This window comes from Castellaniella sp. UC4447_H14, assembly GCF_052978285.1.
This window is the reverse complement of record NZ_CM129666.1, coordinates 25,619-39,294: the sequence shown is the minus strand read 5'-3', so window position 1 is coordinate 39,294 and position 13,676 is coordinate 25,619. Positions and strand designations below refer to the sequence as shown.

12 protein-coding genes and 1 pseudogene are annotated in these 13,676 nt (G+C 64.9%); 8 read left to right on the top strand and 5 right to left on the bottom strand.

Features of this window, described 5'->3' with window-relative positions; genetic code table 11:
* Nucleotides 1–79: 79 nt before the first annotated feature.
* A pseudogene (locus ACVCMJ_RS00195) lies at nt 80–1,924 on the top strand (excinuclease ABC subunit UvrA); the annotation flags it as partial.
* On the opposite strand, the gene ACVCMJ_RS00190 reads toward ACVCMJ_RS00195, so the two are convergent.
* Nucleotides 1,911–2,750 (bottom strand): tRNA threonylcarbamoyladenosine dehydratase, encoded by an 840-nt coding sequence (locus ACVCMJ_RS00190; RefSeq protein WP_447082618.1) that lies wholly within the window; start codon nt 2,748–2,750, stop codon nt 1,911–1,913. The pseudogene ACVCMJ_RS00195 and the gene ACVCMJ_RS00190 sit on opposite strands and share 14 nt — an antisense overlap.
* A 235-nt stretch (nt 2,751–2,985) precedes the next feature.
* On the opposite strand from ACVCMJ_RS00190, the gene ACVCMJ_RS00185 reads away from it, so the two are divergent.
* From ACVCMJ_RS00185 to ACVCMJ_RS00175, 3 genes are read left to right on the top strand one after another with little or no spacing between them, the layout of a single operon-like run.
* Nucleotides 2,986–3,657, top strand: coding sequence for a gamma-glutamylcyclotransferase (locus ACVCMJ_RS00185; RefSeq protein ID WP_447082346.1), 672 nt, complete (start codon nt 2,986–2,988; stop codon nt 3,655–3,657).
* Nucleotides 3,641–4,276: a pyridoxamine 5'-phosphate oxidase gene (gene pdxH / locus ACVCMJ_RS00180; protein ID WP_447082345.1), complete on the top strand. Its 636-nt coding sequence runs from the start codon at nt 3,641–3,643 to the stop codon at nt 4,274–4,276. The genes ACVCMJ_RS00185 and pdxH overlap by 17 nt, the downstream gene beginning before the upstream one ends.
* Before the next feature lie 20 nt (nt 4,277–4,296).
* The gene (locus ACVCMJ_RS00175; RefSeq protein ID WP_447082344.1) at nt 4,297–4,830 is read left to right on the top strand and encodes a flavin reductase family protein; all 534 of its coding nucleotides are present in this window, start codon (nt 4,297–4,299) and stop codon (nt 4,828–4,830) included.
* A gap of 37 nt (nt 4,831–4,867) precedes the next feature.
* On the opposite strand, the gene ACVCMJ_RS00170 is transcribed toward ACVCMJ_RS00175, so the two are convergent.
* A complete protein-coding gene (locus ACVCMJ_RS00170; RefSeq protein WP_447082343.1) occupies nt 4,868–5,302 on the bottom strand; it encodes a MaoC family dehydratase in 435 nt (144 codons plus the stop codon).
* 117 nt (nt 5,303–5,419) lie between these two features.
* On the opposite strand from ACVCMJ_RS00170, the gene ACVCMJ_RS00165 reads away from it, so the two are divergent.
* Genes ACVCMJ_RS00165 through pcaF form a run of 4 tightly spaced genes read left to right on the top strand, consistent with a single transcriptional unit; the run spans nt 5,420 to nt 9,910 of the window.
* Entirely contained in the window at nt 5,420–6,355 is a 936-nt protein-coding gene (locus tag ACVCMJ_RS00165; protein WP_447082342.1) for a helix-turn-helix transcriptional regulator, read from the top strand.
* Nucleotides 6,356–6,384: 29 nt separating this feature from the next.
* Nucleotides 6,385–7,179, top strand: coding sequence for an enoyl-CoA hydratase-related protein (locus ACVCMJ_RS00160; protein ID WP_447082341.1), 795 nt, complete (start codon nt 6,385–6,387; stop codon nt 7,177–7,179).
* Complete coding sequence (locus ACVCMJ_RS00155) at nt 7,176–8,678, top strand: 3-hydroxyacyl-CoA dehydrogenase (protein ID WP_447082340.1); 1,503 nt, start codon at nt 7,176–7,178, stop codon at nt 8,676–8,678. The genes ACVCMJ_RS00160 and ACVCMJ_RS00155 overlap by 4 nt, the downstream gene beginning before the upstream one ends.
* Nucleotides 8,679–8,707: 29 nt before the next feature.
* A complete protein-coding gene (gene pcaF, locus ACVCMJ_RS00150) occupies nt 8,708–9,910 on the top strand; it encodes a 3-oxoadipyl-CoA thiolase (RefSeq protein WP_447082339.1) in 1,203 nt (400 codons plus the stop codon).
* A 71-nt stretch (nt 9,911–9,981) separates the two neighbouring features.
* On the opposite strand, the gene ACVCMJ_RS00145 is transcribed toward pcaF, so the two are convergent.
* From ACVCMJ_RS00145 to boxB, 3 genes are read right to left on the bottom strand one after another with little or no spacing between them, the layout of a single operon-like run.
* Nucleotides 9,982–10,797 carry an enoyl-CoA hydratase/isomerase family protein gene (locus tag ACVCMJ_RS00145; RefSeq protein ID WP_447082338.1) on the bottom strand — a complete coding sequence of 272 codons (816 nt, stop codon included), beginning with the start codon at nt 10,795–10,797 and terminating at the stop codon, nt 9,982–9,984.
* A 39-nt stretch (nt 10,798–10,836) separates the two neighbouring features.
* Nucleotides 10,837–12,141, bottom strand: a complete 1,305-nt coding sequence (boxA, locus tag ACVCMJ_RS00140) for a benzoyl-CoA 2,3-epoxidase subunit BoxA (RefSeq protein WP_447082337.1) — start codon at nt 12,139–12,141, stop codon at nt 10,837–10,839.
* A 51-nt stretch (nt 12,142–12,192) separates the two neighbouring features.
* A complete protein-coding gene (boxB, locus tag ACVCMJ_RS00135) occupies nt 12,193–13,620 on the bottom strand; it encodes a benzoyl-CoA 2,3-epoxidase subunit BoxB (RefSeq protein WP_447082336.1) in 1,428 nt (475 codons plus the stop codon).
* Between the last annotated feature and the right edge of the window lie 56 nt (nt 13,621–13,676).

The window sequence follows — 13,676 nt, the reverse complement described above, 5'->3', positions numbered from 1 at the left end:
GGGGCTGACGAGACCGGGTTCCTCATCGCTGCAGGCGCGTCGTGCGTCGGGCCTGGCGCCAAACCCGGCGCTGCTGACCTTTTCGATCAAACGCGCCTGCCCCAATTGCGGCACCAGCTTCCCCGAGCCCGATCCCCGGCTGTTTTCGTACAACTCCCGCCACGGCTGGTGCCCCGGATGCTTCGGTACCGGGGTGCAACTGCTGGGCTTCACGGAAGACCAGACGGGGGAAGAGGCCGGCTGGCTCGACGACGGCGCCGAGGTCTTGCAGACCTGCCCGCAATGCCAGGGCCAGCGGCTGAACCGCGTCGCACTGGCCTTCCAGTGGCACCAGCGCTCGATTGCGGAATTGGCGGCACTGCCGGTGAGCGACGCGCAGCGCTTCTTCCTGGGCCTCACGCTGAGCGGTCGCGAGGCCGAAATCGCCCGCGACATCCTGAGTGAAATCCGCAGCCGCCTGAACTTCATGATGGACGTCGGGCTGGGCTACCTCGCGCTGGATCGGGCCGCCCCGACCCTGTCGGGCGGCGAAGCCCAGCGCATCCGCCTGGCGGCGCAGCTCGGTTCCAACCTTCAGGGCGTCTGCTATGTGCTGGACGAACCCACCATCGGGCTGCACCCCCGGGACAACCGTATCCTGCTCGATGCGCTGGCGCGCCTGGAGGGCCACGGCAACACGCTGGTCGTGGTCGAGCACGACGAGGACACCATCCGGCGCGCCGGCCACGTCATCGACGTGGGCCCGGGGGCCGGGACACGCGGCGGCATGGTGGTGGCGCAGGGCACGGTCCAGGACATCATCGACAATCCGGCGTCGCTGACCGGCCGCTACCTGCGGGAACCTCTGGCGCACCCGATGAACGGCCGGCGGGAAGTCTTGCGCGACACGCCATCCCTGGAAATCCTCGACGCTTCGCTGCACAATCTGAACCACGCGGATGCCCGCATTCCGCTGGGGCGGCTCACCGTCGTCACCGGCGTTTCAGGCTCAGGCAAATCGACGCTGGCGCGCGAAGTCCTGCTGGACAACCTGGCGGGCAAGGTGGGCCGGGTCGATACGGGGGGCTGGCAGGGATGCCGCCAGATCCGTGGCTGGGAAGCGGTCGACCGGGTGCTGGAAGTGGACCAGACGCCCATCGGCAAGACGCCGCGTTCCTGCCCGGCGACCTACATTGGTTTCTGGGACGACATCCGCAAGCTCTACGCCAGTACCCGGGAGGCGCGGCTGCGCGGCTGGACGGCCTCGCGCTTTTCGTTCAACACCGGCGAGGGTCGGTGCCCCGAATGCGAAGGCCAGGGCATGCGCACCATCGAAATGAGTTTCCTGCCGGATGTGAAGGTGCCCTGCGACGCCTGCCACGGCGCGCGCTTCAATCAGGAGACGCTGGACGTCCTTTGGCACGAACGCAGCGCGGGAGACGTGCTGCGCATGGAAGTCGACGAAGCCGTGGGACATTTCGCCGCCCACCGCAAGATCGCCCGCGCCCTGCAACTGATGCAGGATGTGGGCCTGGGATACCTGACGCTGGGGCAGCCATCGCCCACGCTGTCAGGCGGCGAGGCCCAGCGCATCAAGCTGGTCACCGAGCTGACCAAGGCCCATCTGGACGAAGGCGTGCTGCGCACGGGTCGCGCATCCCGCATCCCGCATACGCTGTACGTGCTGGATGAACCGACCGTCGGCCTGTCGACCGCCGACGTGGAAAAGCTCATCCACGTCCTGCACCGCCTGGTCGACGCTGGCCATACCGTGGTGGTCATCGAACACAATCTGGACGTGATTGCCGAAGCGGACTGGATCGTGGATCTCGGGCCGGAAGGCGGCGACCAGGGCGGCCGCGTCGTCGCCCAGGGCAGCCCGGAGCACCTATGCGCCAGCGCCACGCACACCGGGCAGATCCTGGCGGAATTCATGAAGCGGTAGGCAGACCTCGGTGAATCGCCCAGTCGGCGGCGGCCATGCCCATGGTCGCCGTGATCGTCACCACGGAACCGTAGCCCGCACAGGACAGGCCCTGCGGGCCGGACGCAACCGGAGATCCGGGAACCCCGCCGGACAGGGTGGCGCCCGGGACAGCGGCGAGGGCCGCCGTGGCATTCCGTGTCCAGGCAGCGGGAAGCACCACTGACTGATCGAACCACAGGCACGATATCCCCATGCGCGGCGGCCGGCGGTGCGGCTTGCCACCCGCCGCGCCGCCCTTCGGATAGCCGTGGCGCTTGCGCAGCTCCTGGCGAACGCGGCCGAGCAGCGCATCGTTCGCGGCGTCAGCCAGATCTCCCGCGCGCAGAGCCATGGGATCCGTCTTGCCGCCCGCGCCTCCGCACACCAGCAGCGGCCACCCGAGTTCCCGGGCCCGCAGAATCATTGCAGTCTTGGCAACCACCTGGTCGGTGCAGTCCACCAGCAGATTGCGCCAAGTAGACGGCGACGGCGCCACGAGGATGGCATCCAGATTGCCGGGCTCCGCGAAATCGTCCACGCAGCGTACCTGGCACAGAGGATTGATGTCGCGCACCCGCGCCGCCATGGCGAGCACCTTCGACTGACCCAGCGTGCTGGTCAGGGCGTGAACCTGGCGATTCACGTTCGATTCGGCGATGTGATCCAGATCCACCAGCGTCAGTGCCCCGACACCCGACCGGGCCAGAGCCTCCACGCACCACGTGCCCACCCCGCCGATGCCCGCCACGACCACATGCAAGCGCGACAGGGCATCACAGGTCCCGTCTCCATAGAGGCGATCCATGCCTCCGAACCGGCGACCCGTATCCGCCTCCGTCGCCGATGTCACCCCGGAGGGGATTCGGCACCCCTCTTCCGTGCAGGCGCCGCCATCGGGCGCGGCCAATAGCGAAGGAAACGATGAGGCATTGGACATGAGCAGGCAGATCCCATGAAGGTGAATTCTGCGTCATTTTAGATGGCTGGAGGCGAACTCCCCTACAATAGGAAGCAATCCGATTCAGATCTCTGAAGACCCCGTGAACGCTGTTGACCGCCCCCTCCGACTGCCGCCGCCCCCCGAGGCGCTGCAGTTGCGCGATGCAGCCTGGCGCCAGGAGTCGATCCACCGCACTCTGGCGCACTGGGACGGGCATTCCGACCTGTGGATCTTCGGCTATGGATCCCTGATCTGGCGCACCGACTTCACCTATCTGGAATCCCGTATCGGGCGCATCCACGGCTATCACCGGTCGTTGTGCCTGTGGTCACGGGTGAACCGGGGGACTCCGGAACAGCCGGGCCTGGTGTTCAGCCTGGGACTGGGCGGTTCGTGCGCCGGCCGGGCCTACCGCGTCGCGGGCGAGAGCGTCTCCGATATCATGCCCGCGCTCTGGGCGCGGGAGATGCCCAGTGCCGCTTACATCCCGCGCTGGCTGCAATGCCGCACGCCACAGGGCACGGTTCCCGCACTGGTCTTCACCATGGACCGCAGCGACGACAGCTACGCCCCTGGTCTGAGCCTGGAGCAGACGCTCAGCGTCGTGCGCCAGGGGCAGGGGCGCTATGGGCCTTGTCTGGATTACGTCCTGCAGACGGCGGACGCGCTCGACGCAGCCGGCATCGTCGATCCGAGACTGCGGACGCTGGCCCGCGCGTTGCGGCTTCCCACCTCTTCCGACTTACCTGTCCACCATGCCGTCGATTGCTGACATCCGCCAGACTTACCAGAAGTTCGAACTGCTGGAGTCGTCCGCCGCCGCGGACCCGCACGATCAATTCGACCAGTGGTTCGAGCAGGCCTTGCGCAGCGAAGTCCCCGAACCGACCGCCATGACGCTGGCCACGGCCGACACACACGCGCGGCCTTCGGCGCGCATTGTGTTGCTGAAAGGCTACGACCGCCGGGGCTTCGTGTTCTTCACCAACTACGAGTCCAGGAAAGGCCAGGAGCTCACCGCCAACCCGCGAGCCAGCCTGCTGTTCTTCTGGGAGCCGCTGGAGCGGCAAGTCCGCATCGAGGGCATCGTCGAACGCCTTCCGGACGACGAGTCGGACGCCTATTACGACAGTCGGCCATTAGGCTCGCGCATCGGGGCATGGGCTTCGCCGCAAAGCCGCCCGATCTCACACGAAGCGCTGGCGGGCCGCATGCGCGAACTGACCGCGCAACTGGGAGACCACCCCGCCCGTCCGCCCTATTGGGGAGGCTTGCGCCTGCGCGCCGAACGCATGGAATTCTGGCAAGGCCGACCATCGCGCCTGCACGATCGCCTGGTCTACACCGCTGCCGAGGACGGGACCTGGGCGGTCGCGCGCATCGCGCCATGATACTGTCCGCGACCGCTCCCATGGCCTCTCCCACCGCAGCTGCTGCCGACTTCCCGAACCGATACTTTCGATCAGCGCTGGGCCGGTTCCCGACAGGAGTGACCATCATCACGGCGGAGCATCCCGATACCCATGCGCCGCTGGGGCTGACCATCAGTTCGTTCAGTTCGGTGTCCCTGGACCCCCCCATGGTGCTGTGGACACTCACGCATTCCGCAGCGTCACGCCCCGCCTTCCTGAAGTTGGATCGCTACGTCATCCACGTGCTGTCCGCGAGCCAGGTGAATCTGGCCCGTCGCTTTGCGCGCGGATCGCACAGCGAGCGCTTCGCGGGACTGGCGCTGGGGCGGGCGCCCAACGGCACGCTGATGCTGGAAGACCCGCGCTGCGCTGCGTGGTTCGAATGCTGCAACACCCAGCACCATGACGCAGGCGACCACACGATCTTCGTGGGCCAGGTGGAGCATTGCCACTACCAGCCCAAAGCACCGCTGATATACCACGCCGGGGATTTCGAGCTGACGCCGGCCAGCGAGCCGTTGTCGCGGAATTGAGGATGAGGCTGTCCGGTGGAAGATCGGGGAACGAACGCTAACTCAAGTTGAACAGACTGGTGGTCTCGACTTCCAGAACCTGTTCGTCCGTCTGGTTATACAGGCGCCACGTCCAGCGCATGATCCCCAGATCGGAGCGCGAGGAAGACACCCGCTTGGAATCTACGGTAGCCTCAAGGCGTAGTCGGTCTCCCGGGCGCACCGGATTCATCCATCGCAGACGCTCCACACCCGGGGAGCCGAAAGACTCGGAGTCGGTCAGGGCGGCTTCGACGGCCATGCGCATGGCCAGGCTGCAGGTCAACCATCCACTGCCAATCAGCCCACCCCAGCGGCCGGAAGCAGCCCGCTCCACGTCGGTATGAAACCATTGGGGATCGTAAAGCCGGGCAAACGCCAGCATCTCCTGCTCGTCGACGGTAACAGGATCATGGCGCAGCACCATACCGACTTTGAATTCCTCGAACTTCATTGCGGCAACCCGAAAAGTATGCAGCGAACACTATAAACGATTCCCACTCCTCGCTTGCCTGTTTCCGGCGGGCAGATATGCACTAAAATTCTTGTTATGCATTAAAATATCAAAACTATGGCTGACAACGCTGAACGACTGGTGATCCGCGACCGCTCAGACCACGATGCTGGGCGCAACCCCTTTTTGACCGCACTGGGCGAACACGTGCGGGCGCTGCGCGCACGCAGGGGCCTGACGCGAAAGGCGGCCGCTGCGGCATCCGGCGTGTCTGAGCGCCATCTGGCGAACCTCGAGGGCGGCGTCGGGAACGCGTCCATCCTGGTCCTTCTGCAGGTCGCACAGGCCCTGCAATGCACGCTGGCCGAACTGATCGGCGATGTCACCACCTCGTCACCCGAATGGCTGCTCATTCGCGAGCTGCTCGAAACCAAGGACGAAGCCACGCTGCACAAAGTCCGGCTGGCGATCGGCGAACTGCTGGGCACCGGCGGGCAAAGTCAGCAACGCAGCTCCAGAATCGCGCTCATCGGGCTGCGCGGCGCCGGCAAGTCGACACTGGGCCGGCTGCTCGCCAACGATCTTGGTTTTCCCTTTGTGGAACTCAGCCGCGAAATCGAAAAATTCGCGGGCTGTTCGGTGGCGGAGATCCAGTCGTTATACGGCATGAATGCCTACCGGCGCTACGAGCGCAGAGCGCTCGAAGAAGCTCTGCAGATCTATTCCGAAGGTGTGTTCGCCACCCCGGGAGGGCTGGTATCGGAAGCTTCGACATTCAACCTGCTGCTGTCGTACTGCACGACGGTCTGGCTCCAGGCCAACCCCGAAGACCACATGAAGCGCGTCATCGCTCAGGGCGACTTGCGCCCGATGTCGTCAAACCCTGAGGCCATGCAGGACCTCAAGGACATCCTGTCCGGCCGCGAAGCCTTCTACTCCAAGGCCGAATTTCACGTCAACACCAGCGAGCAGCCGCTGGACCAAACATTCCAGATCCTGCGCCGCACCATACGCGCCGTCATCCCTCCCCGGATATCCGCCAGCGCGGCCTGACCCACCATGAACACACGGAACCGCTTCGCATGAAAGCGCCATCGTCCTTGTCCATCACTGCGGCACCACATGGGGTCTGTCATGTACAGATGAACCGCCCGGACATCTACAACGCGTTAGACGAAACCATGATCGCCGAAATGGACGAAGCGTTTGCCGAACTGGCCGCGGACAGCGCGACGAGAGTCGTCGTTCTGTCCGGCGCCGGCAAACACTTCAGCGCGGGCGCCGACCTACGCTGGATGCAACGCCAGAGCGAGGCCTCACCTGAAGAGAACCGCATGGACGCCCTGCGCTTTGCACGGATGCTCCATCGGATCGCCGGCTTCCCCAAACCCACACTCGCCCGGATCCAAGGGGCCGCCCTCGGCGGCGGCGTGGGCCTGGCGTGCTGCTGTGACATCGCCGTCGCCGCCGACACGTCCAGCTTTGCCGTCAGCGAGGTCCGGTTCGGTCTGATGCCGGCGATCGTCGGGCCGCACCTGGTCAACGCCATCGGGATTCGCCAGGCGCGCCGCCTGGCGCTTACCGCCGAACGGATCACAGCGGCCGAAGCACTGCAAATCGGGCTCGTTCACCGCACTGCGGCTGTCGATCAACTGGACGAATCCGTGCGGCTGGTACTGGACGAGCTGATGCGCGCCGGGCCACACGCACAGGCAGAAACAAAGCGCTATCTCACCGGCCTGCGGACGGGTCCGATCAGTGCGGAAACGCTGGAGCTCAGCGCGCTTGCCAACAGCGGGATCCGATCAACGCCCGAAGCACGCGAAGGATTCGCCGCATTCCTGGACAAACGCCCCCCCAACTGGATGGCCTCATGAACGCATTCACACCCGCCAACAGCCCCGTCGTCGTGATTGGCGCCGGCATCATGGGAACCGGCATCGCGCAGATTGCGGCGCAAGCGGGACACCCGGTGACGCTGCTCGACAATCGCGCCGGCGCGGCACATCAGGCGCGGGAGAAACTCGCCGCAACGCTGCAGCGCCTGCGGCAAAAGGGCAAGTTCGACGCCGCCGGGGTGCAATCCATCCTGGGTCGCATTCGGGTGGCCGACCATATCGAGGCGGTCAGCGGCGCCACACTGGTGGTCGAAGCCATTGTCGAAGACGCGGACGCAAAGCGCGCGCTGCTGCGTGAAATCGAGGCGCGGGTCGCACCGGACTGCATCCTGGCCAGCAATACGTCTTCCCTTTCGATCACCCGCCTGGCGGGTGGCCTGACGCACCCGCAGCGCGTCGTGGGCATGCATTTCTTCAACCCGGTGCCGGTCATGCGCCTGGTAGAGGTCGTAACGGGTCTGCAGACGGACCCAGCCGTCGCCGAGGCCACCGGCGCGCTGGCCCGCGCCTGGGGCAAAACCCCGGTACACGCCAAATCCACCCCCGGCTTCATCGTCAACCGTATCGCACGGCCCTACTACGCCGAAGGGTTAGCGCTTCTGCAAGAAAACGCGCTCAGCCCCGCCCAGCTGGACGGCTGCCTGCGAGCTGCCGGGTTCCGCATGGGTCCCTGCGAGTTGATGGACCTGATCGGCCACGACACCAACTTCGCCGTCACCCGCTCCGTATACGAAGCCAATTTCTACGACAAGCGGTATGTGCCCTCGCTGGTGCAGCGCCAATTGGTGGACGGCGGGCTTCTGGGACGCAAGGCCGGCAGGGGCTTTTATGCCTACGATGATTCAATGCCCAATGCAGGGGTGCCCCCGATGCCGACGCCCATTCCAGTCCCCGCCCCCCGCCACCGGGAGCTGCAACTGACGGGGTCGGGCAAGATTGCCGAACGGATGGCAGCCGCACTCGACCAGGCAGGCATGCGGTACACGCGCGACGACAGGGTCGACTGGACAGGTCTGTTGATCGATGGCGTGAAGCAAGTTCGTCTGACGGACGGGCACACCGCGACAGCGCTAGGACACGATGCCGCCGTCTTTGACCTGCCGATCGAATCGGGGCCGGGCAGCGCACTGGCCATGTCAGTTTCCCTGCACGCCCAGTCCGGCTGGCGCGGCGAGGCGACCGCATGGCTGCAGACTCTGGGATTCTCGCCCGTGGTGGTAGGCGACACTCCCGGGCTGGTCGTGGCGCGGACGCTGGCCATGCTGATCAACGAAGCAGCCGACGCCGTGCAGCAGGACGTGTGCTCGCAGGATGACGCCGACACCGCCATGAAGCTGGGCGTGAACTACCCGGCCGGCCCCTTCCAGTGGCTCAAAGAGCTCGGTGCCAGCCGTATCGTGACGCTGCTCGACGCCCTGGATCAACACTACCGGGGCGAACGTTACCGCGTCAGCCCCTGGCTGCGGCAACGCTCCTGAGCACCCATCCATTTTTACGACTATCTGCCATGCAAGAAGCCTACATCTGTGATGCCATCCGCACACCGTTCGGACGTTACGGCGGCGCGCTGTCCACCGTTCGCACCGACGATCTGGGGGCCGTTCCGATCCGGGCCCTCCTGGCGCGGAATCACCGACTCGATCCGGCGCTGATCGATGACGTGCTCTACGGCTGCGCAAACCAGGCGGGTGAGGACAACCGCAACGTGGCCAGGATGTCGCTGCTGCTCGCCGGGGTGCCCCGCGAAGTCCCGGGCGCCACCATCAATCGGCTCTGCGGCTCCGGCATGGATGCCGTGGGGAGCGCCGCACGCGCCATCAAGAGCGGCGAGGGCCAGCTCCTGATCGCCGGCGGCGTGGAAAGCATGAGCCGCTCGCCCTTCGTCATCCCGAAATCCGCGACGGCCTTCAGCCGCAGCTCAGCCATCTACGACACCACCATCGGGTGGCGCTTCGTCAATCCGGCGCTCAAAGCGCTGTACGGCGCGGACTCGATGCCCGAAACCGCCGAGAACGTCGCCCAGGAATTCCGCATCAGCCGCGAAGACCAGGACCGCATGGCGCTGCGCTCGCAGGTGAATGCGCAGCGCGCGCGCGATGCGGGATTTTTTGGCGACGAAATCACCCCGGTCAGCGTTCCCGTCAAGAAAGGCGATCCCGTATCAGTGGATCGCGACGAGCACCCTCGCGAGACTTCGATGGGGGCGCTGGCCCGCTTGCGTCCCGTCGTGCATCCCGACGGCACGGTCACGGCGGGCAATGCCAGCGGCATCAACGATGGCGCCTGTGCGCTCCTGCTTGCCAGCGCGCCGGCCGCCAAACGCCACGGTCTCACGCCCCGGGTCCGTGTACTGGGCATGGCCACCGCGGGTGTGGCGCCGCGCATCATGGGCATGGGCCCCGCCCCTGCCACCCGCAAGGTGCTGGCCCTGACCGGACTGACACTGGATCAGTTCGACGTCATCGAGCTCAACGAGGCGTTTGCCGCGCAAGGACTGGCGGTGCTGCGGGATCTGGGCCTGGCCGACGACGATCCGCGGGTGAACCCCAACGGGGGGGCCATCGCGCTGGGACATCCGCTCGGAGCCAGCGGCGCCCGGCTGGTCACCACGGCCATCAACCAGCTGCTCCACACCGGCGGGCGCTACGCGCTGACCACCATGTGTGTGGGGGTGGGCCAAGGCGTGGCACTTGTCCTGGAACGGGTCTGAGCGCCCGCTTCACTTGTCGGCGCCGCCGCGATTCCGCCGCACCATACGGATACGGCGGAATCGAACCGGCTTCAGAACGATGAAGGGGCGGAAAACCGGGGTTTGCGATGCTCCTTCAGCGCAGTCAGGCCTTCCCGGGCATCGGATCCCGCAAACCCCAGGATCTCCAGCGCCAGCGAGGTGTCGAAGATCGGCCCGGCCTGGCGCAGCCAATTGTTGAGAGCGTATTTGGTCCAGCGAACCGCCGACGGTGACCCGGCCGCCAGCTTGCCGGCAATTTCAATCGCCTTGTCCTGCAGCTCGGCGGCGTCCACCGCCAAAGAAATCAGGCCGATCTCTTCCGCTTTCTGACCCGTCAGCGGCTCGCACAACAACAGATAGTATTTGGCTCGCGCCATGCCACACAGCAAGGGCCAGATCAGGGCCGCATGGTCACCCGCCGCGACCCCCAGGCGCGTGTGGCCATCGACGATCTTCGCGTCTCGGGCGGCGATCGAAACGTCGGACAGCAGCGCGGCCACCAGCCCGGCTCCCACAGCGGGCCCCTGCATGGCCGACACGATGGGCTTGGAGCAATTGACGATGTTGTAGACCAGGTCGTGTGCCTCCTGCCAGACCCGCATCCGTGCCGCCTGGTCCTGGAGCATGCCTTCGATCATGGCGAAGTCTCCTCCGGCCGAAAATGCGCGACCGGCCCCGCACAGAATCACGGCGCCTACGTCCGGGTCCGCGTCGACATCGCGCCAGACCTCGGCCAGTTCTCTATGGCCCACGGCATCCAGGGCATTCAGCGCATCCGGCTTGTTCAGCGTCAGCCGCAGCACATTCGGGGCCGGGCGATCAAAGAGAATGTTCTGATAGCCTGCGTAGCGATCCGTATCCGCCATGAAATCTCCATTGAAAAAAATCGCCTTGCCGGCAGATCGTCAGTAAGTCTCGAAGTGCATCCGGCCTTCATCCCGAAGCCTGGAACTGAGATCCTGCCAGTTCAAACCACCGGCTTCCACGATGCCCTTGATGGCATTCAGCGTGCCGTACTCCATGCCTTTCAACCCGCACACGTAGATGTAGGTCTCCGGCTTTTGCAGCAAGTCGAACACGTCGGCCGCCCGCTCGGTGATGAGGTCCTGGACGTGGCGCTTGGGCATTCCGGGCTCACGGGACAATGCCAGGTTGATGTCGATGAAGCCCTTGGGCAGGCCCATGAGCGGCCCGAAATACGGCAGCTCCCGTTGGGTGCGGGCGCCAAAGAACAGCATCAGCTTGCCGTGGAACTCGTTAGTCTTGGTCAGCCGCCGGCAGCGCTCGGTCATCGCCCGCATGGGCGCGGAACCCGTTCCGGTACAGATCATCAGCAGATTGGCCTCGGCCTGGTTAGGCATCAAAAACGTATCGCCCAACGGCCCAATGACGCGCACGGTATCGCCACGCTGCAAATCACACAAATAATTGGAGCAAACGCCCGCTACGGAATTGCCGTCGTAATCCTCGGTGACACGCTTCACGGTCAACGACAGGTTGTTGTAGCGTGGGCGTTCGCCATCTCGCGGGCTGGCGATCGAATACTGGCGCGCATAATAGGGTCGGCCGTTGTCGTCCTGTCCCGGCGGAAATACCGCGATCGACTGGCCCTCCAGCACAGGAAACGGCAGGCTGCCGAAATCCAGCACGATATGCCGAATATCGCTTTCGGCGTCGTCCGCGCTGATGCGGTAATTGCCCGCCACAATCGCCGTGGCGGCGTTCTTGTGGGTATACAGATTCACATATGGATGCGCGGCACTCCAGGGCGGGACGCTGGAGCCGGACGCCGTCGCAGGCTGGCCTTCGATGGGTTCATCGGCCTGGGCCGGCGCCGAAAGGAGGCCCGGCACACCGGTTGCTTCTTCCGACGACACTTCGGCGGCATCGTCGCGGCGTCCGCCGGTGGGGATCTCGACATACCCTTCAGGCAACGGCTTTTCCGCCGGCAACGACATCCACTCGAGCTGCTCCTCGATCGGATAGGTCTCCTGGGCCAGGACCCGGATCCAATTGTCGATGGCTCCCGTCGGGCAAACCGGGAGGCACTTCTGGCACGCCAGGCAAACGTCGGGCTTCACCACATAATTGTTCGAATCATGCGTGATGGCGTCAATCGGACAGGCCTCTTCGCAGGAGTTGCACCGTATGCAGATTTCAGGATCAATCAGGTGCTGCTTCATGACCTCCATGGGTGCGGTCTCCGACATCTCGAACCTCCATGCATCCGCCAGCGCCCGCCGAAGCGGGCCACCGGCTATTCAATTGAACCGAACGTACTCGAAATCCACCGGCTGGCGATTGATCCCGATCACGGGCGGCGCGATCCAGCTCGCGAATTTGCCGGGCTCGGTCACCCGCCCCATGAGCGAAGCCACGAAAGCGCGGTCGGCTTCGGTGGGCAGCCACTCGTCGCGGTGGCTGTTCCACTGCTCATCGGTCAACAATTGACCCTCGGGAGAAATCCGGATTTCCGACAGTGAACCGATCTTGCGATTGAAGGCCTTGTGCGGAGTGATCAGGCGAGCAGCAACCCCGCGCTTTTCGAGCACGCGATTCCAGCGGCCGACACCGGCCACCGAATCCCTGATGAAGTCGTCACGCAGGACCTCGTTGAGGGCGTTGAGCATGGGGACCTCGACCTCGCGCAACTGGCCATCGACGACTTTCAGGACACGGTAGGTATCGTTCTTGAGCTGGTGGTCGTCCGTGCGCTTGTGCTCTTCGTAGCGCCCCTTCAGGCCGGAGCTGTAATACATGGCCGCGTTGGAGGATTCGTCGGCCCCGAACAGGTCGATCGTGACGCTGAAATGGAAGTTCAGATAGCGCTGGATCGTGGGCAGGTCGATGACCCCCGCCTTGCGCAGGACGTCCGGATCGTCGGTCTTGAGTTCGTTCATGGCGTCCGCCGTGCGCTGCACGATGCGCGACACGCCGGATTCCCCGACGAACATGTGGTGCGCTTCTTCGGTCAGCATGAAGCGCGTGGTGCGCGCGAGCGGGTCGAAGCAGGATTCGGACAGCGCGCTGAGCTGGAACTTCCCGTCGCGGTCGGTGAAATAGGTGAACATGTAGAACGCCAGCCAATCCGGCGTCTTTTCATTGAAGGCGCCCAGAATCCGCGGACTGTCCTGGCTACCCGAATTGCGCTGCAGCAGCGCATCGGCTTCTTCGCGGCCATCGCGGCCGAAATAGCGGTGCAGCAGGTACGCCATGGCCCAGAGATGGCGCCCTTCTTCGACATTGACCTGAAACAGGTTGCGCAGGTCGTACAGCGAAGGAGCGGTCAACCCCAGGTGGCGTTGCTGCTCGACCGAGGCTGGCTCGGTATCGCCCTGGGTCACAATGATGCGGCGCAGGTTCGAGCGGTACTCGCCCGGAGCTTCCTGCCAGACATCCTTGCCCATGTTCTCGCCAAAGTGCATCTTGCGCTGACCGTCGTGGGGCGTCAGGAAGATGCCCCAGCGATAGTCCGGCATCTTCACGTAGTCGAAATGCGCCCAGCCGTCGGGATTCACGCTCGTCGCGGTGCGCAAATAGACGTCGAAACCCTGGGATCCGTCCGGACCCATGCTCTGCCACCAGTTCAGATAGTTGGGTTGCCAGTGCTCCAACGCGCGCTGGAGGGCGCGGTCCTCGGACAGGTTGACGTTATTGGGAATCTTTTCGGAGTAATCGATGCCAGACATTTTCGTGTCTCCTGAATGTGGATGATCAGTCAGCAAATGGGCGGAGGAAAGCCCGC

What these genes read in the sequence shown, in the direction of transcription:
- ACVCMJ_RS00190 (WP_447082618.1), bottom strand. Translation starts at nt 2,750, where the DNA reads ATGGATCGCCTCTATGGAGACGGGACCTGTGATGCCCTGTCGCGCTTG.
- pdxH (WP_447082345.1), top strand. Translation starts at nt 3,641, where the DNA reads ATGCCGTCGATTGCTGACATCCGCCAGACTTACCAGAAGTTCGAACTG.
- ACVCMJ_RS00175 (WP_447082344.1), top strand. Translation starts at nt 4,297, where the DNA reads ATGGCCTCTCCCACCGCAGCTGCTGCCGACTTCCCGAACCGATACTTT.
- ACVCMJ_RS00170 (WP_447082343.1), bottom strand. Translation starts at nt 5,302, where the DNA reads ATGAAGTTCGAGGAATTCAAAGTCGGTATGGTGCTGCGCCATGATCCT.
- ACVCMJ_RS00165 (WP_447082342.1), top strand. Translation starts at nt 5,420, where the DNA reads ATGGCTGACAACGCTGAACGACTGGTGATCCGCGACCGCTCAGACCAC.
- ACVCMJ_RS00160 (WP_447082341.1), top strand. Translation starts at nt 6,385, where the DNA reads ATGAAAGCGCCATCGTCCTTGTCCATCACTGCGGCACCACATGGGGTC.
- ACVCMJ_RS00155 (WP_447082340.1), top strand. Translation starts at nt 7,176, where the DNA reads ATGAACGCATTCACACCCGCCAACAGCCCCGTCGTCGTGATTGGCGCC.
- pcaF (WP_447082339.1), top strand. Translation starts at nt 8,708, where the DNA reads ATGCAAGAAGCCTACATCTGTGATGCCATCCGCACACCGTTCGGACGT.
- ACVCMJ_RS00145 (WP_447082338.1), bottom strand. Translation starts at nt 10,797, where the DNA reads ATGGCGGATACGGATCGCTACGCAGGCTATCAGAACATTCTCTTTGAT.
- boxA (WP_447082337.1), bottom strand. Translation starts at nt 12,141, where the DNA reads ATGTCGGAGACCGCACCCATGGAGGTCATGAAGCAGCACCTGATTGAT.
- boxB (WP_447082336.1), bottom strand. Translation starts at nt 13,620, where the DNA reads ATGTCTGGCATCGATTACTCCGAAAAGATTCCCAATAACGTCAACCTG.